General features: G+C 65.9%; 21 protein-coding genes. All 21 read right to left on the bottom strand.

Translation table 11 applies throughout. The annotated features are described in order from the left end of the window. Window positions 1-17: 17 nt before the first annotated feature. The 21 genes from QW863_RS26655 to QW863_RS26755 all read right to left on the bottom strand — a co-directional run bounded on the left by QW863_RS26655 (window position 18) and on the right by QW863_RS26755 (window position 20,546). Window positions 18-1,385: a sensor histidine kinase gene (locus QW863_RS26655; RefSeq protein WP_315769221.1), complete on the bottom strand. Its 1,368-nt coding sequence runs from the start codon at window positions 1,383-1,385 to the stop codon at window positions 18-20. Beyond that, a complete protein-coding gene (locus tag QW863_RS26660; protein WP_315769223.1) occupies window positions 1,360-2,817 on the bottom strand; it encodes a sigma-54 dependent transcriptional regulator in 1,458 nt (485 codons plus the stop codon). Before QW863_RS26660 ends, QW863_RS26655 begins: the two co-directional genes overlap by 26 nt. An 8-nt stretch (window positions 2,818-2,825) precedes the next feature. After that, entirely contained in the window at window positions 2,826-3,866 is a 1,041-nt protein-coding gene (hypE, locus tag QW863_RS26665; protein WP_315769224.1) for a hydrogenase expression/formation protein HypE, read from the bottom strand. Next, entirely contained in the window at window positions 3,863-4,990 is a 1,128-nt protein-coding gene (hypD, locus tag QW863_RS26670; protein ID WP_315769226.1) for a hydrogenase formation protein HypD, read from the bottom strand. Before hypD ends, hypE begins: the two co-directional genes overlap by 4 nt. Then, on the bottom strand, window positions 4,987-5,223 hold the full coding sequence (locus tag QW863_RS26675; RefSeq protein ID WP_315754994.1) for a HypC/HybG/HupF family hydrogenase formation chaperone: 237 nt from the start codon (window positions 5,221-5,223) through the stop codon (window positions 4,987-4,989). The genes hypD and QW863_RS26675 overlap by 4 nt, the downstream gene beginning before the upstream one ends. Then, a complete protein-coding gene (gene hypF / locus QW863_RS26680; RefSeq protein ID WP_315769229.1) occupies window positions 5,223-7,490 on the bottom strand; it encodes a carbamoyltransferase HypF in 2,268 nt (755 codons plus the stop codon). The genes QW863_RS26675 and hypF overlap by 1 nt, the downstream gene beginning before the upstream one ends. Further along, window positions 7,487-8,464: a hydrogenase nickel incorporation protein HypB gene (gene hypB / locus QW863_RS26685; protein WP_315769231.1), complete on the bottom strand. Its 978-nt coding sequence runs from the start codon at window positions 8,462-8,464 to the stop codon at window positions 7,487-7,489. The genes hypF and hypB overlap by 4 nt, the downstream gene beginning before the upstream one ends. Further along, entirely contained in the window at window positions 8,464-8,805 is a 342-nt protein-coding gene (gene hypA, locus QW863_RS26690) for a hydrogenase maturation nickel metallochaperone HypA (protein WP_315752375.1), read from the bottom strand. Before hypA ends, hypB begins: the two co-directional genes overlap by 1 nt. After that, a complete protein-coding gene (locus QW863_RS26695; protein ID WP_315769233.1) occupies window positions 8,798-9,898 on the bottom strand; it encodes a nickel-dependent hydrogenase large subunit in 1,101 nt (366 codons plus the stop codon). The genes hypA and QW863_RS26695 overlap by 8 nt, the downstream gene beginning before the upstream one ends. Beyond that, complete coding sequence (gene hybE / locus QW863_RS26700) at window positions 9,895-10,398, bottom strand: [NiFe]-hydrogenase assembly chaperone HybE (protein ID WP_315769234.1); 504 nt, start codon at window positions 10,396-10,398, stop codon at window positions 9,895-9,897. The genes QW863_RS26695 and hybE overlap by 4 nt, the downstream gene beginning before the upstream one ends. Next, window positions 10,395-10,607 (bottom strand): rubredoxin, encoded by a 213-nt coding sequence (locus QW863_RS26705; protein WP_315769236.1) that lies wholly within the window; start codon window positions 10,605-10,607, stop codon window positions 10,395-10,397. The genes hybE and QW863_RS26705 overlap by 4 nt, the downstream gene beginning before the upstream one ends. Next, window positions 10,604-11,467, bottom strand: coding sequence for a hydrogenase expression/formation protein (locus QW863_RS26710; RefSeq protein ID WP_315769239.1), 864 nt, complete (start codon window positions 11,465-11,467; stop codon window positions 10,604-10,606). The genes QW863_RS26705 and QW863_RS26710 overlap by 4 nt, the downstream gene beginning before the upstream one ends. Beyond that, window positions 11,464-11,910 (bottom strand): hydrogenase accessory protein, encoded by a 447-nt coding sequence (locus QW863_RS26715; RefSeq protein ID WP_315769264.1) that lies wholly within the window; start codon window positions 11,908-11,910, stop codon window positions 11,464-11,466. Before QW863_RS26715 ends, QW863_RS26710 begins: the two co-directional genes overlap by 4 nt. Window positions 11,911-12,146: 236 nt before the next feature. Beyond that, complete coding sequence (locus QW863_RS26720) at window positions 12,147-12,437, bottom strand: HypC/HybG/HupF family hydrogenase formation chaperone (RefSeq protein ID WP_315736711.1); 291 nt, start codon at window positions 12,435-12,437, stop codon at window positions 12,147-12,149. 22 nt (window positions 12,438-12,459) lie between these two features. Then, a complete protein-coding gene (locus QW863_RS26725) occupies window positions 12,460-13,047 on the bottom strand; it encodes a HyaD/HybD family hydrogenase maturation endopeptidase (protein WP_315752370.1) in 588 nt (195 codons plus the stop codon). Between the two features lie 14 nt (window positions 13,048-13,061). After that, window positions 13,062-13,805, bottom strand: a complete 744-nt coding sequence (cybH, locus tag QW863_RS26730) for a Ni/Fe-hydrogenase, b-type cytochrome subunit (RefSeq protein ID WP_315752369.1) — start codon at window positions 13,803-13,805, stop codon at window positions 13,062-13,064. 13 nt (window positions 13,806-13,818) lie between these two features. Further along, the gene (locus tag QW863_RS26735) at window positions 13,819-15,609 is read right to left on the bottom strand and encodes a nickel-dependent hydrogenase large subunit (protein ID WP_315713498.1); all 1,791 of its coding nucleotides are present in this window, start codon (window positions 15,607-15,609) and stop codon (window positions 13,819-13,821) included. Window positions 15,610-15,630: 21 nt separating this feature from the next. Next, window positions 15,631-16,722, bottom strand: coding sequence for a hydrogenase small subunit (locus tag QW863_RS26740; protein WP_315713499.1), 1,092 nt, complete (start codon window positions 16,720-16,722; stop codon window positions 15,631-15,633). Window positions 16,723-16,956: 234 nt separating this feature from the next. Then, entirely contained in the window at window positions 16,957-18,396 is a 1,440-nt protein-coding gene (locus tag QW863_RS26745) for a nickel-dependent hydrogenase large subunit (RefSeq protein WP_315769241.1), read from the bottom strand. Beyond that, complete coding sequence (locus QW863_RS26750; RefSeq protein WP_315752484.1) at window positions 18,393-19,409, bottom strand: HupU protein; 1,017 nt, start codon at window positions 19,407-19,409, stop codon at window positions 18,393-18,395. Before QW863_RS26750 ends, QW863_RS26745 begins: the two co-directional genes overlap by 4 nt. Window positions 19,410-19,424: 15 nt before the next feature. Continuing rightward, a complete protein-coding gene (locus QW863_RS26755) occupies window positions 19,425-20,546 on the bottom strand; it encodes a HoxN/HupN/NixA family nickel/cobalt transporter (RefSeq protein WP_315752367.1) in 1,122 nt (373 codons plus the stop codon). Between the last annotated feature and the right edge of the window lie 39 nt (window positions 20,547-20,585).

Here is a 20,585-nt window from a genome sequence, read left to right on the forward strand (position 1 = left end):
CAGCCCCGCCGCTATGGTCAAGCCGCCGGCAAGCTGAAAGAGAACGTGGCGCCGCCCCGCGGCTCGTTGCTGGCCAACAGCTCGCCGCCGTGCTCGCGGACGATGCCGTAGCTGATCCACAGCCCGAGCCCCGTCCCCTCCCCGACGCGCTTGGTCGTGAAGAACGGCTCGAAGATGTGGGTCAGATGATCCTTGTCGATGCCCGGGCCGTTATCGGTGATGCGAAAGGCGATCTCGCTGCCCTGGCGCGCCACCGCGACCAGAAGGCGCGGCAGGTCGGTCGATCGCATCGCGTCGATCGCGTTCTCCACGAGGTTGACGATCACCTGATGCAGCTGGCCTTCGTTGCCCAAGATCCACAGATCCGGCTCGACCTCGATCTGGATGTCGACACGATGCTGCTTGGTGCGCCCTGCCCACAGCACGGCGGTATTGATCAGTCGCTCGATGTTGACGCGCTCGACCTCGCCGAGCTTCGAGAACGACAGGCGGCGCAGGTTCTTGACGATCTCGCTGATGCGCACCGCGCCTTCCAGCGTGCCGTCGATCAGCGGCCCGAAATCCTCGAGGATGGCGTCGATCCTCAGATCCGAGCGAAGCGCGGCGATGTCCTCGCTGACCGGCTGCTCATGGATGGCATCGAGATAGCCGACCAGCGAGGTGCGGTAGCGCATCAGGGTGTGGATGTTGCCATAGACGAAGCTGATCGGATTGTTCAGCTCGTGGGCCACGCCGGCGACGAGCCGGCCGAGGCTCGCCATCTTCTCCTGCTCGACCAATTGCCGCTGCGCCCGCTGCAGCTCCTGATGCGCCTTGTGCAGGGCCTCATAGGCACGGCGCAGCTCGCCGATCGGACGGCCCGTCAGCACGACGCCGATGAAGCGGCCGCGATGGTCATGCCGCGGCGAGCTGTTGATCGCGAACAGATCGGAGCTGACGCCGGCTGCCGCGGCAAAGCGCAATTCACCGTCGACCACATCGGCGCTGCTGCGCGGCTTCAGCAGCGAGGCGAGCTTGGGCCGATGATCGGGATCGATCATCTCGGCGATATCGCGACCGGCGATGTCGGCCAAGGCCCGTCCCGATGTGTGCAGGAAGGCGGAGTTGGCCTGCTGTACCGTGCCCCTGGCGTCGCAGACGACCAGGATGTCGGAGACGGACTCGATGACGTTGGTGACGAAGGCCTGGGCTTCCTCGAGCTCGGCGTTCTTGTGCTCGAGATCGACCTCGTAGCGCAGCAGGTCGGAATAGACCTCGTCCATCTTGCGGATCACTTCGATCCACACGCCTTCGCGCTCGCTGTCGAGTTCGAGCGTACTGCTGCTCGCGATCAGCTTGAGCAGCGTGTCAGCCCCGGACTCAGGAGAGTGAGTGGCCTTTGCCATGTTTCTTCAGATCGTATCTCGACAATTTGTTCCGGAGCCCCACCCTTGACAGGCCGAGCTCGCTGGCGACGCGACTGATGTTACCATCATATTTCTCCAGACAGTGGACGATGATGGTCTTTTCGAGATCCTCGACCTTGTCCTTCAGGCTCCCGGAACCGTTGAGCTTGCCATTGGCGATCACGGGCGCGGCGCGGCGGCCGTTGCGCCGGCCGGCGAACGGCGGACAGCGCAGCTCGTCGGCATCGGCCAGCACGGCCATGCGCTGGATCTCGTTCTGCAACTCGCGAACATTGCCGGGCCAGTGATAGCGGGAGAATTCCTCCAGCGCCGCCGGTGCGAACCGCAGATGCGGCCGGTTGAACGATGTCTTCACCGCCGACAGCACGCCCTCGGCGATCAGCGGAATGTCCATCGGACGCTCGCGCAAGGACGGCATGTGCACCGGAAACGCGGCGAGCCGGTAGTACAGATCGCGGCGGAAGCGGCCGGCTTCGACTTCGGCCTCGAGATCCCGGTTGGTGGCCGCGACCACGCGCACGTCGACCTGGCGCACGCGCTGCGCGCCGAGCGGCCGGATCTCGCTCTCCTGCAGCACACGCAGCAACTTGACCTGAAAGGCGGGGGATGTCTCGCCGATCTCGTCGAGAAAGATGGTGCCGCCGTCGGCGACCTCGAACAGGCCGATGCGGTCCTGATAGGCGCCGGTGAACGCGCCCTTCTTGCAGCCGAACAGCTCGCTCTCGAGCAGCTCATCGGGCAGCGCGCCGCAATTCTCGACCACGAAGGCCTTGGTGGCGCGCGCAGAGCCATAGTGAATCGCACGCGCCAGGAGCTCCTTGCCGGTGCCGGATTCGCCGGTGATCAAGACCGAGATGTCGTAGTCGGCGGCGCGCCGGCCGAGCTCGATCACGTTGCGCATCGGGCTCGCCGCCGAATGCACGATGCGGTCGAAATCATAGAGCTGCTTGGCGGCGCCGCGCTTGACCGACACCACCTTCTTGATGTGGGCCGGCGTGGCCTTCACGTCGACGCCGGCGGTCTCCGTCTCCTTCTGCAGCCGGTACAACTGCACGGCCTCGCGGACGATCTCGATCAGGCGATCCGGCTGCCAGGGCTTTGTGATGTACTGATAGATGCCGGCCTCGTTGAGGCCGGCGATGATGTCCTCGGAGTCCGAATAGCCGGAGATGATCATCCTGACAGGGTCGGGCCACATCTCGCGCACGCGCTTCAGGAAGCTGACGCCGGATTCCTGCGGCATGCGCTGGTCGCAGATCACGGCGTGCACGATCTCGCCTTCGAGCAGCTTCTCCGCGTCGTTCGTGTTGCCGGCACACAAGACCTCGAAGTCCTGGTTGAGGACGCGGCGCAGCGCCTCCTGCGACCGGACCTCGTCATCCACGACCAGTATCGTTCCCTGGATCCCCATCGCGCGTCTCAGCAGATCCGCGGCAACTGCTCGCCGGACAGCCAGTCGACGATACGGCCGCCGCCGAAGCTCGTCGCCATCTGGACGAAGCGGTGATCATCGGCCACCGCTTCGCCGACGTCAGCCGCATCGCGGCCGAGCGGATGCGCCCTCATGGCGGCGAGCACGGCGCCGGCCAGCTCCGGCGCGACGATCGCGACGAGCTTGCCCTCATTGGCGACGTGGAGCGGATCGAGCCCGAGCAGCTCGCAGGCGGCAGCGACCGCAGGCTTCACCGGAATCGCTTCCTCCTGCAGACGGAAGCCGAGATTGGACTGCTGCGCGATCTCGTTCATCGTGGCCGCAACCCCGCCGCGCGTGGGATCGCGCATCAGCCGGATGCCGGCGCCGCCGGCTGCAACCATGTCGGCGACGAGCCCGTGCAGCGAGGCCGAGTCGGAGATGATCTCGGTGTCGAAGGTGAGGTTCTGCCGCCGCGACATGATCGCCACGCCGTGATCACCGAGGCTGCCGGACAACAGCACGCGGTCGCCGGGCCTGGCCTTGTCGGCCGAGAGATCGAGGCCGTCCGGCAGCACGCCGACGCCGGCGGTGGAAATGAACACGCCATCCGCCTTGCCGCGCTCGACCACCTTGGTGTCGCCGGTGATGATCGCAATGCCCGCCTCGCGCGCCGCCTCGCCCATCGCATCGGCGATCCGTTTCAGGTCGGAAAACGCAAACCCCTCCTCGATGATGAAGCTCGCCGACAGATACAGCGGCCTGGCGCCGGCCATGGCGATGTCGTTGACCGTGCCGTGCACCGCCAGCGAGCCGATATTGCCGCCGGGGAAGAACAGCGGCGAGACCACATAGCCGTCGGTCGTCATCACCATGCGGCCGGCGGCGACGTCGAACGCCGACTGGTCGTTGCCACGCGCCAGCCATTCATTGCCGAACGCCTCGTGGAACAGGCCGGCAATCAGTTGCGCCATCGCGCGACCGCCGGCGCCATGCGAGAGATCGACGCAGCCGTTCTTCATGTCGAGCCGGCGCTGATGCATGCTCATGATGCAAGCCTCCGCTGATGGTCGCGGAAGCGGCCATAGGTCCAATGCGCCGCGCAGGCACCTTCCGACGACACCATGCAGGAGCCGATCGGCGTCTCCGGCGTGCAGGCGGTGCCGAACAGCCGGCAGTCCACCGGCTTCTTCAGGCCGCGCAGAATGGCCGGACATTCGCAGGCCGGATTGTCGGCCACAACCAGCTCGGACATGGCAAAGCGCAGCTCGGCGTCGAGATGCGCGAAGGCGGGCCGCAGTTTCAATGCGCTCGCCGGAATGCTGCCGAGGCCGCGCCATTCGAACTGGTCGCGCAGTTCGAAGATCTCGGCGACCTCGCGGATGGCGCGCTGGTTGCCGCTGGCGGTGACGGCGCGACGGTACTGGTTCTCCACCTCGTGGCGGCCGTCATTGACCTGCTCGATCAGCATCAGGATCGCCTGCATCATGTCGAGCGGCTCGAAGCCTGCGATCACGACGGGCTTGCCGTCATCGCGCGCGAACGGCGCGTAGGGCTCGGTGCCGATCACGGTCGAGACATGTGCCGGTCCGACGAAGCCGTCGATCTCGACAGGATTGTCGCTGTCGAGGATCGCGCGCATCGCCGGCGGGGTCAGCACGTGGTTGCAGAACACGGTGAAGTTCGACAGCTGCTTCTTCTCGGCGGCCCGGATCATCACGGCGGTCGGCGGCGTCGTGGTCTCGAAGCCGATGGCGAAGAACACCACCTCGCGACCAGGATTCTGCTCGGCCAGCGCGATCGCATCCAGCGTCGAATACACCATGCGGACGTCGGCGCCGCGCGCTTTCGCCTTGAGCAGCGAGGACCCGCGCGAGCCCGGCACGCGCATCAGGTCGCCATAAACGCAGAGGATGACCTCGGCCCGTTCGGCCAGCGCGGTCGCCATGTCGATGCGCCCGGCGGGCAGCACGCAGACCGGACAGCCGGGGCCATGGATCATGCGCACATTGTCGGGCAGCATGTCCTCGAGGCCATAGCGCGCGATCGCATGGGTATGTCCGCCGCAGAACTCCATGAAGCGATAGGCGCGCGCCGGATCGGCCTTGGCGCGGATGGCGCGCGCAAGACCTGTCGCCAACTCCTTGTCGCGAAACTCGTCGGCATATTTCATGGCCTGACCTCCGCCACAGCCTCGCCCATCTGCCGGAGCAGGTCGAGCGTCTCGCGCGCCTCCTCCGGATCGATCTTGGCCAGCGCATGGCCGACATGGAGAATGACGTAGTCGCCGACGGCGATCTCCTCGATCAGCGCGACCGAGACCTCCTTGCTGACGCCGTCGATCGAGACGATCGCCATGTCATCGGCCAAGAGCTTGATCACCTCGGCAGGAATGGCCAGGCACATCAGACGGTCCCTCCAGACATCATGTTGTTTTGTGCGAGATGCAGACCGGCCACCCAGGCCTGTCCGAGGCTGAGGCCGCCATCATTGGGCGGCAGCCGGCGCGGCAGCAGCGGATCGAGGCCTGCGGACCGGCAGCCGCGCACGATCTGTTCGGCCAGATGCGCATTGAGAAAACAGCCGCCGCTCAGCACGATCGTACCGATGCCGGTCGCACGCGAGGCTCTCACGATCCAGTCGACGCAGGCCGCGGCCAACGTGCCGTGAAACAGCCCCGCCGCTTCGACGGCGTCGAGATCACGCGCGATCAGATGCGCGAGCAGCGGCCGCAGCGACAGCACGCCATCGGCAATGGTCCAGCCGCGCTCCAGCGCCGCGGGTTCGCGCACCAGCGCTTCCAGCTTCATGGCCGCCTCGCCTTCGTAGCTCTGCACCGCGCTGACACCGAGCAGTCCGGCCACGGCATCGAACAGCCGGCCGGCGCTGGTGGTGACTGGAGCATCGGCACGATCCAGCAGCATGGAGATGTTGCGCGACTGTGGCTGGGCCGAGAAACGATGCCCGATCTCGTCACCGCGACCGATGTCGTGCAGCACGGAAGCCGCCATCCGCCACGGCTCCCGTGCGGCCCGGTCCCCGCCCGGCATCTTCAACGGAGCGAGATGGCCGAGGCGCCGGAAGCCCGCGCCGTCGCACGACAGCAACTCACCGCCCCAGGCTCCGCCGTCGCTGCCATAGCCGTAGCCATCCAGCACCAGCGCGAGAGCGGGACTGGTCACGCCATGCTCGGCCATGACGGAGGCCGCATGCGCCTGGTGATGCTGCACCGGCAGCGTCGGCAGACCTCGTGCCTGCGCGAACCGCGTCGACGCCATGTCCGGATGCAGGTCATGCGCGATCGCGACCGGCTGGACATCGAGGATGGCGGTGAGATGCGCAATCGCCTCCTCGAAGAAGCGGATCGCGGCCGCCGTGTCGAGATCACCGAGATGCTGCGACACGAACGCCTCGTTGCCGCGCGTCACCGTGACCGTCGCCTTCAGGTGAGCGCCGACCGCGAGCACCGGCGGCATGGTGCGCGCGAGCCGGATCGGCTCCGGAACATAGCCGCGCGCACGCCTGACGAAGCGGGGAACGCCGGCCACGACGGCAAGCACGGAATCGTCGGCGCGGATGACGATGTCCCGGTCGTGGGTGACGATCAGGTCCGCAATGTCGGCAAGATCCGCGAGCGCCTCGGCGTTGTCGGTCAGCAGCGGCTCCCCGCTCGGATTGGCGCTGGTGCAGACCAGCGCCCATGGTCCGTCGGCAGCCGCGCGGCGGCCCGCCTCCAGCGCATGGAAGATCAGATGATGCAGCGGAGCGACCGGCAGCATCACCCCGATCTTTGCGAGGCCTGGTGCGACCGAGGACGCAACACGCTGGCGTGAGCGCAACAGCACGATCGGCCGCGCCACCCGCTCCAGCTGCGCGCGCTCAGGCGCATCGATCTCGGCAATCTCAGTTGCGGCGTCGGCCGTGGCCAACATCACGGCAAACGGCTTGCCGTCGCGCTGCTTACGCGCGCGCAGCCGCCGGACCGCCTGTTCATCCTGGGCGTCACAGAGCAGCTGATAGCCGCCGAGACCCTTGATGGCGACGATCCTGCCACTCGCGAGCGCGGCTGCGATATCATCGATGCCATGGCTGAGCCGCGGACCGCAGCGCGGACACGAGATCGCCTCGGCATGAAAGCGGCGCCCTGCAGGATCTTCGTAGTCGGACCGGCACGCCTCACACATCGGAAAGTGCTTCATCGCCGTGGACACGCGATCGTAAGGCAGGCGCTCGGCGATGGTGAAACGGGGGCCGCAATGGGTGCAGTTGACAAAAGGATAGAGATGGAAGCGGCTGCCGGGATCGAACAGCTCGGCCAGGCATGCGGCACAGGTGGCTGCGTCCGGCACGATCCGCGTCGTGACGCGCCCGCCCACGCTCCCGGCGATCCGGAAGCCCGTGCCGGTACCGGCCGCGATCGGCTCGACGGCGATGTCGTCGATGCGCGCCAGCGGCGGTGTCTGCCGCGGCAGAGCCTCGACGAATTCGGCGACCTCGTCGCCCTCGACCTCGATCAGCACGCCATCAGCATCGTTGGCGACGAAGCCGCCGAGCCGATGGCGGGTTGCCAGACCATGGACATAGGGACGAAAGCCGACGCCCTGCACGGCCCCGCGGACGCGGAGCCGGAGGCACGTATGGTTCGCCGCCGATGTCCGGCCGGGCGTGCTCATCCCCGCACCGCGTTCGCTGCGCCCGCCCGCATCCGCTCAGACTGCTTCCTGATCCAGGCGTAGAACGCCGAAAGGCCCTCGCCTGTCTTCGCGGAGATCGTCAGTACCTCGATCTTCGGATTGACTCGGCGGGCATATTCGATCGTCTGCGCAAGATCGAAATCGAGCACCGGCGCCAGATCGATCTTGTTGATGAGCATCAGCGATGACGCTGCAAACATGTCGGGATATTTGAGCGGTTTGTCCTCGCCCTCGGTGGTCGAGAACACGACGATCTTGCAGGCCTCGCCGAGATCGAAGGCGGCCGGACATACGAGGTTGCCGACATTCTCGATGAACAGCAGCCCGCCGCGCAGTGACGGCAGCCGGCCAAAGGCTTCGCCGACCATGGCCGCGTCGAGATGACAGCCCTTGCCGGTGTTGATCTGGATCGCCGGCACGCCGGTGGCGCGGATGCGCTCGGCATCGTTGGAGGTCTGCTGGTCGCCCTCGATCACCGCGACGGGCCGACTCTGCTTGAGATCGGAGACGGCGCGGACCAGCAGCGAGGTCTTGCCGGCGCCCGGGCTGGAAACGAAGTTGAATGCCAGCACGTCATGCGCGGCGAAGCGCGCGCGGTTTTCTGCCGCGAGCCGGTTGTTCTTGCCGAGAATGTCGCGTTCGATCTGGATGATGCGCCCGCTGGAGAGGCCGGCAACCTCCTGCCCGGCCGGATTGGCCGAACAGTCGACGTGGTCGGCAGCATGATCATGTTGATGATCATGCGCGCGACCGTGATCATGCGGGTCATCATCGTGATGGTGACCATGCTCGTGAACATGATCATGATGATGATGGCCGTGATAGTGATGATGTCCGGACTGATCATGGCTGTGATCGTGTCCATGAGCCTGATGATGCTTACCGTGATCGTGATGATGATCACCGGATTCGACGGAGGGCTTGCCGTCGCTGCAGCCACACACCGTGCACATTACTCGACCTCCAGCTCCTTGACCCGCATGTCCTCACCGCCCGTGACCTGCAGCTGATGACTGCCGCAGGCCGGACAAGACTGATAGCGTTGACTGATCTCGACGCCGCGCGAGCAGCCCAGGCACCATGCCGTGCCCGGCTGTTCGATGATCTCGAGCGCTGCCCCGTGCAACAGGGTTTTCGCGGTCACCGCCTCGAAACAGAATCGCAGCGCCTCCGGCGCGACATGGCTGAGCGCACCGATCTCCAACCACACGGTCTTCACCGTGGAGAAGGCGCCCTTACGTGCCTCCTGCTCGACGATCTCGACGATGCCTTCGCACAGCGCCATCTCATGCATCGGCCATCCCCCGGAACGCCAGGTGATAGCCGACGCAGGGATCGAACGATCCGACCATCGTATGGATGGCCTGGCGATCGACGGTGCCGCGCAGCGCAACCCCCGTGAGGCTCCTCACGACAGGACCGCGCGGGTGAAAATTCCATTCCGTCGGCGCCAGATACTCGAAACGCGAGACCGCGCCGTGCGCATCCAGCTCGATCGCGTGATGCAGCCGGCCGCGCGCGCATTCGACTGCGGCGGCACCGCGCCGCGACCCGAGCGCGTAGCTTGCGACGGCATGCGGGTCGGCCGCCTGGTCCTCCGCCTCGCCGGTCTCGATCCAGCGGAACAGCTCAGCAATCTCAGCGATCTTGGCTGAGAGGCGTTCGACGGGACCAGCCGATGCCAATTGATGGCGCTCCGCATAGCGGGCCCAGACTCCGGTCTCCGGAACGCGGCCGTCGAGCTCGGGAGCCTCAGCAAAGGCAGATCCCACGTCGATCAATTGCGCGACGATGGCGCCATCATCGGCGGCCGACAGGATGCCGTGCTCGGCCGGCATGTGCCTCCATCCTCCATCATCGGCGGCCTTCCGGGCCGCGTCCATCATCGATGCAAGCAGAGTTCCCGGCAGAACCGGTTCCCCTGGCAAGCCTATGCCCAGAGCCACCATGCCCGTCTTGATCTGAGACAAGGTTGCAGCGCGAGATTGCTGCGAGACGCCGGAATGCGTCTGTAGCGCCGCGATCGCCTGCAAGAGCCGTTGAACCGGCTGCGCAGCACTACGATTGTCCGCCATTGAAGCGATCAGCAGACCGCGCATGAGTTCGGCGAAGCGTTCCGTCAGCACGGCCTCGATCCGACGATGACGCGTCGACGGCTTCGCCTGCTCGCCGCGCGCCGCTTCCAGCGCCGAGAGCAGCGCGACCTGATGCGCACCGGCGCACAGCGAGAACAGCCGCGGCAGGGCCGCAAGCAGCATCTCGGCCGGCTTGCCGGCGAACAGCCGTCCCAGCGGCGGCCGCGTGCGCGGCTGAATGTCGACGCCTGCGATCCGCCGATCGGCGACCGACAGCGTCACGTCGATGCGGTTGCGAAAGCCGAGGGTCATGCGCGGCCCTCGGAGAGGGTGCCGCGCAGGAACGCGCGGCGATCGATCGTGCTCGACGCCTTCGCGGCGCGTTCGGACAACGCCTCGTCCTCAGGTGCCGCCATCAGCGCGGCCAGCGCGGCCTCCGCCGCCGCACGCGCCGCGGCCATGTCCGCGAACTCGAACATCGGCGAGAACAGCGAGCAGCTCGCGATCCGCCCGATCCCGGCGATATCGCCGATCGTGAACTCGAACGAGCCGGCCGGAAGCACGATCTTGACGACGGATCCCGCGGAGCCCTGGGCGGCCGGAGTGACCAGGTTCATGAACCAGGGCGTGACGACGATGCCGAGGATGCGGCCCTCAACCACCGAAAATCCGATCGCCTCGACGTCGAGCGCGTGGTGATAGATCGGCAGCTCGCGCATCGCACGCGCGCCGATCCCACGATAGACGCCGGCGAGACGCTCGCCCCACGCGACCGGCGTGACGTCAGACCTGCCCTGCGCGTCCGCGCTCATTGCTCGACCACCATGAACTTGGTCTTCGGCGCGTCGCAGTTCGGGCAATGCCAGTCGTCCGGCAGCGCCGCGAACGGCGTGCCCGGCGCAATCTGGGCGACGCCATCACCTTCGGCCGGGTCGTAGCGCGTCCAGCAGATGCCGCACTCCAACAGCGCGTCATCAGCGAGATCGCTGCGGACACCGTAATTCTCGAAGCCGCCGTTCATGTGAAATAGGCCTCGATGATCTGGGTCAGGCGCTCGGCCGAATCCTCGAAATCCTCGGCTGCAGCGAGCGCGACCACCGGCACGCCGCCGACTTCGAGGGTGTCGAGAATGATCGTATCCATGGCGTTGAAGAATTGCACCGACCAGACATGGCGGATGCCGGTCGCGAGCACGCGGCAGGTGCCGTAGCCGCGCGACATCAACTGGATCGGGCCGTTGCCGAGCGTCTGCTGCATGAAGCTCATGTCGGCCGGGCTCATCGGCAGCAGCGTGAAGTTGATGGTCTGCGAGCGCTGGCCCGGTCGCCAGGACAGCGCGCGCTCGCGGATCTCGGCGAGCACCGGCAGCGCGTTCATCGTGCCCTCGGGCACCGGTCCGATCGCGATGTCATTTGCGGTCAGGTCGGCGGCCGCGCGCGACACGATCTCCGGCACGGCGCCGACTTCGATGTAGTCGTGGCGCTCATCCGCTTCCAGCCGCACCCGCCAGATGCCGGCGAGCACCGATTCCTGGATCTGGGCCAGCGTCCCGTCGGGAAGAGCCACGACGCCCGCAACCTCGCCCTCGCCCAGCACGTCGTCGATCAGCCGCCGCTCGAGATCGTTGAGGCCTTCGAGACGGAATAATTGCGTCGGTGCGCCGGCCGTCTGCGCCGCGGTGGCGGATGCAATCGTCGACAGCAGTTCGACCGCGCGCGGACAGCTCCGCGCCAGCGCCTCCGAGTCGAGCGAGGCCAGCTTGGCCAGCGCTCCGGAGGCGGTCAGCCCCTTGTGTGAGGTATCGAGCGCCTCTTCGCCGATCGGAAAGATGTTGACCGGCTCCTCGGCTCCTTCAGGCGCGATCCAGAATCCCGGCTTCATCGCTCGACTCCCGCAGGCTGATGGACTGGGACGATGCTGGCAACGACCGCCGCCGTCGCGCCCTGCGGCCGGTCGATCAGCCGCGAGATGCGATCGACATAAACCGACCAGTCCTGGATCTTGGCGATCAGGCCGAGCGTCTCTCCCCCGCGGCACAGGATCAGGCTCGGCTGCACACGCACGCCGAATCGCGCCCCGATCTCGGCCTCCGCTTCGCGCGCGACGACCGCGCCGCGCAGCCGGCCCTGAAACGCCGTGATCAGCTCCGGCAGCACGATGGCCACGTCCAGTGCCTCTGGAAACCGCGCGGGATCCCCGGCCGACAGCAGCACGGCGACAAGCCCGGCGCAATCAGCCTCGGAGAGAAAGGCATCGACGGTGCCGGTATCGACCTCCGGCAACCCGCCTCGCGCGCGCGCGGGGTCACGCTGCTGCATTTCCATCGGTGTTTCTCCCTGACCAGTTATCGTTGCCATATTCCCCATGATCAGCAATCGACGTGCCAGACACCCACGCCGGGCCAGGAATGCTCAAGACATTGAAATACATTCAATTTTTATTGCAACTAAGAGATGCGTAAGAAATCGGAAAGATGCTTTCCAGGGAAAGCCTGCAAACTTACTTCATAGATGGAAATCTCATTATCAGCAATTTGGCGACGCCTGAGGGCATGACGCCGCTACCGCAAATGCTCCGGAAGCTCCGGCTCGCGCCCGATCAGATCCGCGAAGAAGTCGTCGCAATTCTCGCCGTTCACGGCCGCCTGCAGGCCGCGCAGCGCCTCGCCGATCAGCCGCGCCTCTTCGTCATCGAGCAAGCGAACGGCGTTGTCGATATAGACGAGCACCTTGGCCCCCACCGGCGGGTTCGACAGCAGCAACACCGAGACGCGGCGCTCCTCGCCGTCGAAGCTGCACAGCGCCGAGACGCCATCGGTCTCAAGGATTGTCATCGGCAGGCCAAGACACATGGCGGATTCCCTCGCGGCGCGGTCAATCGGCCGGGCGCGCCCGCAGCTCGTAGCTATGATGGTCGATGTCGTTCGCGAGCAGGCGTTCGTCGCCGGCGAGCGGTTCACGCCGCGACACGGCCGGCGAGCCCCATTCCGCCAGGAGGGTGCAGGCCAGCTCGATCGCCGGCGCGATCTGCGCACGAACCGGCGCCGTCAGCGGACCGCCCCAATCCTCGAGGTCGAGCGGCTGGCAGCCGATCAGCGCAAGCCGCTGCGGATAGCGGCCGAGCAGGTCAGCCGCGCTCAGTACTTCCTGAAAGCCCGTCTGGTGCAGGCTCATCTTCTTGGCGCCGGTGAAGCGCGGCACCTCGTCGTCGCGGACGAGCTTGAGCTCGCCCGGCACCAGGCCATAGTCGATGGCGTCGAACACGATCAGGCCGTCAGCTTCCTCGACATAGTTGACGAGGTAAAGCCCCTGCGTGCCGCCATCGAGGATCGTGACGTTGTCGGGCACGGTGAAGCGGCGGTGGAATTCCTCCACCACCCGCACGCCAAAGCCTTCGTCCGCCCAGAGAATGTTGCCGATCCCGAGCACCAGAATGCGATCGCGCCCGCGCTCATCGACCATGCCGGCTCCCCCTGCTACTCGCGGAACTGTCGCTCGCCCGAGATCATCGAGGAGATGATGCTCTGACGTGACATGATGTCTTCGCGAATGGCGGCATAGACGTGTACCATCACGAAGGTGACCAGCGCCCACATCCCGAGATGATGCCAGGTGTGGACGTCCTGGCTGTTCGGCCAGATCGCGAACACCCAACCGAACAATTTGTGCTGCCAACTGTCGATGCCGGTGCCTTCCGAATAGAGCGCAAAGCCGGTGATGATCATGAAGGTCACGAACAGCGTGAAGCCGGTAAACATGGCTGTCTGCGCCAGGGGATTATGGCCGACATACATCTTCGGCTCACGCTCGAGGAAAGCGTACCAGCGGATCTCGTGCAGCACCTCCTTCCAGAACTGCTTGCGGTGCACCGGAATGTAGAAGATCTGCCGGGAATGGTGGTTGCCGACGAAGGCCCAGAAGATGCGGGCAAGGAAGAACACCGCCAGCACCTGTCCGGCCGCGAAATGGGCAAAGCGGATGTAGCCCATCACGAAATTCGCCGACGCCTCGCCTTCGACGCTGGGGAGCGGAGTCCCGATCAGATAGCCGGTGATCATCAGCACGACGATCGCGAACGCATTCACCCAATGGCAGATGCGCACCGGTGCTTCGTACACATAGACCGTGGGCCGGCCGACCGCGTGTTCACCGGCGGCGTCGGCCGCGATCGCCGCAAGGTTGGGCTCTGCCTCGGCGGGACGTGCAATGGCATCCATCATGGTGCGTCTCCCACTACCTGACCGTGACCGTCGCCATTTGCTGGCCGTCCGGGCTCATCACGTGGGTCGAGCACGCGAGGCACGGATCGAACGAATGGATCGTGCGCAGGATCTCCAGCGGCTTCTCCGGATCCGCCATCGGCGTATCCATCAGGGAGGCCTCGAAGGCGCCGATATTGCCCTTGGGATCGCGCGGCGAGCCGTTCCAGGTCGTCGGCACGACACACTGGTAGTTGTCGATCTTGGTGTCCTTGATCTTGATCCAGTGCGCCAGCGCGCCGCGCGGCGCCTCGGTGAAGCCGTAGCCCTTGGCCTCCTTCGGCCAGCTCTCCGGCTTCCACTTCTCGATGTTCGCGGTCGAGGAATCGCCGGCCTTGATGCGTGCCACCAACTTGTCCTGGAAGTAGCGCATCTGGTTCGCCGCCCATTCGCATTCCAGCGCCCGTGCCGCGGTGCGGCCAAGCGTGGAGAACAGCGCTGTGACCGGCAGGTTCAGCGTCTTCAGAAGCCTGTCGGTCGGCTCCTTGAACTCCGGTCGCCCTTGCGCATAACCGATGATGTAGCGCGCCAGCGGTCCGACCTCGACCGCGTTACCGCGCCAGCGCGGCGCCTTGATCCAGGAATATTTTCCGCCCTCGTCGAGCTCCTTGATGTCCGTCTTGGTGCCCTTGGCGTTGGGGCCCAGCTGGTAGTTCGGCTCAGTGACGCCGTCCCAGGGATGCAGCCCCTTGCTCTCGTCGGGATATTTGTACCAGGAGTGGGTGACGAACTCCTGGATCTGCTCGGGGTCGCCGTGATCGATCGGCAGGATCTCGTTCAGATTCCCGTTGAGGATCACGCCACGCGGCAGCTTGAGATTCTTCCCTGAATAATCGTTCGCATTCTCCGGAATGTCGCCGTAGGACATCACGTTCTTGCCGGAGAGACCGCCGCCATAGAGCCAGTCCTTGTAGAAGGAGCCGATCGCCGCCACGTCGGGCAGATAGACCTTCTGCACGAACTCGATCGAGCGATCGATGATCGAGGAGACGAGGTTCAGCCGCTCCATGTTGATCGCACCGACCGCGCCGGTGCCGTCGACATTGATCGCACACGGCACGCCGCCGACCAGCCAGTTCGGATGCGGGTTCTTGCCGCCGTAGATGGTGTGGATCTTGACGATCTCCTTCTGGAAGTCGAGCGCTTCCAGATAGTGCGCCACCGCCATCAGGTTCGCCTCCGGCGGCAGCTTGTAGGCCGCATGACCCCAATAGGCGTTCTTGAACGGACCGAGCTGACCGGACTCGACGAACTTGGTCAGCCGGATCTGCAGGTCCTTGAAATAGCCCGGCGAGGACAGCGGCCAGTCCGAGACCGACTGCGCCAGCGCCGAGGTCGCCTTTGGATCGGCCTTGAGCGCCGAGACCACATCGACCCAGTCGAGCGCATGCAGATGATAGAAGTGCACGAGGTGATCGTGCACCTGCAGACAGAGCTGCATGATATTGCGGATCGAGTTGGCATTATCGGGGATCATGATCCCCAGCGCGTTCTCGACCGCGCGGACCGAGGTCAGCGCGTGCGTGCCGGTGCAGACGCCGCAGATCCGCTCGGTGAAGGCCCAGGCGTCGCGCGGATCGCGGTTCCGCAGGATGGTCTCGATGCCGCGCCACATGGTGCCGGTCGAGACCGCGTTGCGGATCACGTTATTGGAATCGACATTCACCTCGACGCGCAGATGGCCCTCGATGCGCGTCAGCGGATCGACGACGACGCGCTTGCCGGAATTGTCGAGATTGAAGCCGTTGGGAGTCTGGATGCCCATCGTTGCCTGCCCTGAATTCGATTAATGATCTTGCTTGGCGTCGTCGCGCTTGCCGGCGAGCCGCTTCACGGCCGTCACCGCCGCGTGCGCCGCAACCGCTGCGCCCACCGTGCCCGCGGCCACCATGCCGACCTGGTCGGCGTTGTGCTCGATGCCGAACTGCTTGATGTTGGTGAGGCGGTCGTAGAACGAGCCCTTGTCCCAGAAGCCGTCCTCCGAGCAGCCGATGCAGCCGTGACCGGACTGGATCGGGAACGACACGCCGCCGTTCCAGCGCACCGTCGAGCAGGCGTTGTAGGTGGTCGGACCCTTGCAGCCCATCTTGTAGAGGCAGTAGCCCTTGCGCGCGGCCTCGTCGTCCCACTCCTCGACGAACTGGCCGGCGTCGAAATGCGGTCGGCGATAGCACTTGTCGTGGATACGCTGTGAGTAGAACATCTTCGGCCGGCCCTGGCGGTCGAGCTCGGGCAGCTTGCCGAACGTGGTGATGAAGGTGACGACGCCGGTCATGACCTCGGCGATCGGCGGGCAGCCCGGCACCTTGATGATCGGCTTGTTGGTGATGACCTTGTCGATCGGCGTCGCCTGCGTCGGATTCGGCTTCGCCGCCTGCACGCAGCCCCAGGACGCGCAGGCGCCCCAGGCGATGATCGCCATGGCGTCCTCGGCCATCATCTTGAGCTTCTCGACGAACGGCTTGCCGCCGTCGATGCAGAACATGCCGCCCTCGTTCAGCGGCGGATTGCCCTCGACTGCAAGAATGTACTGCCCCTTGTACTTCGCGCGCGTCTCTTCGAGGATGGCCTCCGCCTGGTGGCCGGCCGCAGCCATGATGGTGTCGTCATAGTCGAGCGAGATCATCGACAGCACGGCATCCTTCACCAGCGGATGCGCCGAGCGGATGAAGCTCTCCGAGCAGCACGTGCATTCGAGCCCGTGCATCCAGATCACCGGCGTGCGCGGCTTGGTTTCGAGCGCGTTGGCGATGCGGCTGGCCGCGAGCGGCCCGAGGCCGAGGCTCGTTGCGGTCAAGCTGCAGAACTTGTGAAAGCTGCGCCGCGTGATGCCCTGACGCCTGATGACGCTGTAAAAAGTTTCCGTTGCCGCGCCCATGAGTCCTCCCCCTGACATCGCGTTGGCGATCATCTGATCGCGTTCTGACGAGAAGGACAGCAAGATGCGGGCCAGCATCATTGCTGGATTTGAATCATAATGATTCCAGATGCTTGCAGCAGCGAGGCCGCGGTCGTGGATCCTTGGAAGGCGGATCGCGCGCGCCAATCGGAAATCACGCGCTTTGCACCGACAAGCTTGTTTCCGCTTGCTGCCTGCCTGTGTGCAGCGCGCTCAATGGGCCGTGCAGACCATGCAGGGATCGAACGATCGCACGACGTGCTGAATGCCGACCGCACGCGCGCCGGCGGTGCCGACCTCGGTGCCGACCAGCGCCTGTTCGAGCGGGCCCGCCACCCCAACCGCGTCGCGCGGAGAGAAATTCCAGCTCGTCGGCGCGATGATCTGATAGCGCTCGATCCGGCCGGAGCGCACCGCGAGCCAGTGGCCGAGGCTGCCGCGCGCCGCTTCCACGAGCCCGACGAAATTGCCGTCGGCCGCGCTGGCGCTGTTGTCGCAGAACGGCTCGTTGAGACGCAGCCCCTTGATCCAGTGCTCGATCGACAGCGCGAGTCGCGCAGTTTCGATCAGCCGGGCGATGACACGATTGCGGACATTGCTGCGACCGCTCGCGAGCAGCGCGGTGATCAACGGCTGACCGTCGATGGCCTGCCTTGCGAGAGCGCCGACCTCGACCGGTTCTCCCGCAAGACGCGGCGCCTTGCACCAGCTATAGGCGTCGGCTTTGTCGGCATCGGGCACGGTGCGGCTCTCGGCCGGATCGAGCGACGTATCGTGCATCCAGGCGTGCGAGACGTCCTCGGTGATGCCGTCCGACGGCAAAGCGTGGACCTCGCCGCTGCTCGTGCGGACACCAGCGCGAAAACGAGCGCCATTCAAATCGTGATACGCGCCGAAGCTCATCAAGAGACCAGGCCCGCTGCCGAGGTCGGCCAGCGCGAGCGCATCGGCCAGCCGAAGGAAATACGCGAAGTCGCCGGCGCGGCCCTCCCGCCAACGGTCGAGCTCGTCCGATGTCGACAAGGCGAGCACGTTCTCCAGCTTGTCGGCAAACACGACGCGTTCAAGGAAACCGCGAAACGACGCCGCGATCGCGTTGAGCCGCACGCGCTCGCCGAGCTCGATCGCGCGCGTCGTCCCGCCTGGCTGGAAGGCGAGACTGTGCGGCCATTTGCCGGCGATCAGGCCCATGATCTCGAGCAGTCGCGCGCGGGCAGGCAACGCATCGCGGGCCGTGCTGCCCTTCGTCGCCGCGAAGCGCTCGGCCGTAGCCGAATGCCAGGCATGCGAGGCGTAGACGTCGCGGGCGAAGTCCGGCATGAAGAAGATGTAGAAATGCGTCAGATGGTCGGCTGCGTTCTCGGCCGCGTGCGCGATGTTGGCCGCGAGGACGCCGTTTGGCGCTGCCGCAATACCCATGGCCTGGCGCAACGCCGCGGCGGCGGCGATCGATTGCGACACCGAGCAGATGCCGCAGATTCGCGGTGCGATCACCAGGGCGTCCAGCGACGGCCGCCCCTCCAGGATCTGCTCGAAGCCGCGATAGAGCGGCGCCGTCACCTCCGCCCTCGTGACGCGACCGCTCTCGATATCGAGCCTGACCTCGAGATCGCCTTCGACACGATTGAACGGTCCGACCGTGATCCGCGTCATGGACGGCGCTTGTCGCCGGCACGGCCCGGCGGCACCACGACATGATCCGCCGTCGCATTGACTCGGACGCGACGCGGCGTGGCCGATTTCGACAGCGCTGCGAGCGCGACGAACCAGGCCTTGGGCATGTCGGTCGGAAGCCCCACGGGAATGCCGGCGAGCTTGGCCGTCTGCAGATAGTTCTGCGCGCTCTCGAAGCCCGGCGAGGTGCAGGCGATGCAGGCGTAGCCGCCCTTGGTGCAGGAGCCGCCGCCGTTCCACGAGCGCTGATTGCAGTCGCCGACCGCTTGCGTCGCGCGGCAGCCGAGATGCTCCATCAGGCAGCCGCGCTCCGACATCGTCTCCGCGCTCGCCTTGAACTCGTAGAACTCGTTGCGCGAGCAGCCGTGATGCGCCAGGTGATTGGCGATGAAGGTCGGACGGCCGACTGCGTCGAGGCCGTCTGCCGACAGATCGCCCGAGGTGAGCGCCAGCAGGCTTTCCATCATCCAACCCGGATGCGGCGCACAGCCTGCGACGTTGATCACCGGCAGCCCGCGTTTCGAGCGGAAGCCCGCGCCGAGCGCGCCGCCGATGTCGCTGCCCTCGAACTGCAATCCGACCGCATCGGTCGGGTTGATGCCGGCAGCAGGAATGCCGCCATAGGCGGCGCAACTGCCGACGGCAACGACGTAGTCGGCCAGCGGCGCCAGATCGAGCAGCCAGTGATAGATCGAGCGGTTGGTGCCGGCGAGCATGTTGAAGCGGCCGGTCAGGCCAGGTCCGCGCGCCACCGAGCCTTCGAGCACCAGCAGATCGAGCCGCTCGCGACCGTCGCGGATCGCCTCCAACAGCTCCACCACCTCGTCTCCGGTCTGCTCGCTGACGGAGGGATGCCATACCAGATCGATGCCGGATTGGCGCAGCTCGTCGAACCAGCCGGACGCGCCGCTTTCCAGGATCGACATCGTGCAGCCGCCGCAGCTCGCACCCTGCAGCCATAGCATCCTGATCGTTCCCTCAGAGCCGACCATCATAAGGCCCCGCTCCTAGCCCGTCTTAAGCGTTCCGCTTCGTATCACCGGCGGGTTTAGCGCCCCCGCATGAACACTGGCAAGCGCTTCCCCGGGGATAGCCTCGGAACCGCGCTGGCTGCGACCGAGCAGCATGGCGACCGCCCAGATCAGTCCGAACAGGCCAATCGCGACGATCCCGAGATTGGCGACATCGTCGCCCAGCGCGGTGGCGACCCCCGTCCATCCCCCGGTCAGGCCAAGCCGCGGCGCCAACAGCGTGATCGCCTCGAAGCCGCCGATCACCAGCGCGATGGCAACCGATGCGCCGGTGATCACGAGGTTATAGCGCAGCTTGCGTGCGGGATCGGTCAGCGCCCAGCGATAGGCGCCCGCCATCAGCATGCTGTCGGCGGTGTCGACGGTGGCCATCGCAGCCGCGAACAGCGCCGGAAACACCAGCACATGGGCGAGGCTCGCGCCGCGCGCTGCCTCGGTTGCCGACAGGCTGAGAAGCCCGATCTCGCTCGCAGTGTCGAAGCCGAGACCGAACAGGAAACCGAGCGGATACATGTGCCAGGCGCGTCCCACCAGGCGGAGCACCGGGCGCAGCAGGCGGATGAGGATGCCCCGTCCAGAGCTTCCGGCGGTTTCCATCTCGGACTGCGGCTGTGCGGCGCGGCGCCAGAGGTTCACGAACAGAATGAGGTTCGCCAACGCGATCAGCAGCAGGAAGCCGGCCGACACCGACGTGCCGATGACGCCGCCGATCGCCCTGATCGCGCTCTCTTCATCCAAGAGGTCGGCGCCGGCGATGAGGCTCACGACGATGGTGGCGATGACGACGACGCTGGAATGGCCGAGCGCAAAATAGAGGCCGGCGGCGCGCGGGGCGCTACCGTCCTGCACCAGCTTCCGCACGACGTTGTCGATCGCCGCGATGTGATCCGCATCGACCGCATGGCGCAGTCCGAGCAGCCAGGCCAGCATCGCGGTGCCGACGATGGCGGGCCGGTCGGCGTAGAGCGCGAACGCCCAGGCCCAGGCGAGCGCGTTGGCGGCGACCAGCCCGCCGACGAGCGCAACGTTGCGGCCGGGCTGCGATCGCCACCACAGCAGCCGAGGGGCACGAGGATGATCAATTTGAACAATCGTCATACTCGGACTATAGCAAGAGCCAGGCCAGTTCGGTAAAGC

It is taken from the genome of Bradyrhizobium sp. SZCCHNR1017 (assembly GCF_032381375.1).
Lineage (GTDB): Bacteria > Pseudomonadota > Alphaproteobacteria > Rhizobiales > Xanthobacteraceae > Bradyrhizobium.

Coding starts and splice junctions, on each gene's coding strand:
- QW863_RS26655 (WP_315769221.1), bottom strand. CDS start 1,385: ATGGCAAAGGCCACTCACTCTCCTGAGTCCGGGGCTGACACGCTGCTC.
- QW863_RS26660 (WP_315769223.1), bottom strand. CDS start 2,817: ATGGGGATCCAGGGAACGATACTGGTCGTGGATGACGAGGTCCGGTCG.
- hypE (WP_315769224.1), bottom strand. CDS start 3,866: ATGAGCATGCATCAGCGCCGGCTCGACATGAAGAACGGCTGCGTCGAT.
- hypD (WP_315769226.1), bottom strand. CDS start 4,990: ATGAAATATGCCGACGAGTTTCGCGACAAGGAGTTGGCGACAGGTCTT.
- QW863_RS26675 (WP_315754994.1), bottom strand. CDS start 5,223: ATGTGCCTGGCCATTCCTGCCGAGGTGATCAAGCTCTTGGCCGATGAC.
- hypF (WP_315769229.1), bottom strand. CDS start 7,490: ATGAGCACGCCCGGCCGGACATCGGCGGCGAACCATACGTGCCTCCGG.
- hypB (WP_315769231.1), bottom strand. CDS start 8,464: ATGTGCACGGTGTGTGGCTGCAGCGACGGCAAGCCCTCCGTCGAATCC.
- hypA (WP_315752375.1), bottom strand. CDS start 8,805: ATGCATGAGATGGCGCTGTGCGAAGGCATCGTCGAGATCGTCGAGCAG.
- QW863_RS26695 (WP_315769233.1), bottom strand. CDS start 9,898: ATGACCCTCGGCTTTCGCAACCGCATCGACGTGACGCTGTCGGTCGCC.
- hybE (WP_315769234.1), bottom strand. CDS start 10,398: ATGAGCGCGGACGCGCAGGGCAGGTCTGACGTCACGCCGGTCGCGTGG.
- QW863_RS26705 (WP_315769236.1), bottom strand. CDS start 10,607: ATGAACGGCGGCTTCGAGAATTACGGTGTCCGCAGCGATCTCGCTGAT.
- QW863_RS26710 (WP_315769239.1), bottom strand. CDS start 11,467: ATGAAGCCGGGATTCTGGATCGCGCCTGAAGGAGCCGAGGAGCCGGTC.
- QW863_RS26715 (WP_315769264.1), bottom strand. CDS start 11,910: ATGGAAATGCAGCAGCGTGACCCCGCGCGCGCGCGAGGCGGGTTGCCG.
- QW863_RS26720 (WP_315736711.1), bottom strand. CDS start 12,437: ATGTGTCTTGGCCTGCCGATGACAATCCTTGAGACCGATGGCGTCTCG.
- QW863_RS26725 (WP_315752370.1), bottom strand. CDS start 13,047: ATGGTCGATGAGCGCGGGCGCGATCGCATTCTGGTGCTCGGGATCGGC.
- cybH (WP_315752369.1), bottom strand. CDS start 13,805: ATGATGGATGCCATTGCACGTCCCGCCGAGGCAGAGCCCAACCTTGCG.
- QW863_RS26735 (WP_315713498.1), bottom strand. CDS start 15,609: ATGGGCATCCAGACTCCCAACGGCTTCAATCTCGACAATTCCGGCAAG.
- QW863_RS26740 (WP_315713499.1), bottom strand. CDS start 16,722: ATGGGCGCGGCAACGGAAACTTTTTACAGCGTCATCAGGCGTCAGGGC.
- QW863_RS26745 (WP_315769241.1), bottom strand. CDS start 18,396: ATGACGCGGATCACGGTCGGACCGTTCAATCGTGTCGAAGGCGATCTC.
- QW863_RS26750 (WP_315752484.1), bottom strand. CDS start 19,409: ATGGTCGGCTCTGAGGGAACGATCAGGATGCTATGGCTGCAGGGTGCG.
- QW863_RS26755 (WP_315752367.1), bottom strand. CDS start 20,546: ATGACGATTGTTCAAATTGATCATCCTCGTGCCCCTCGGCTGCTGTGG.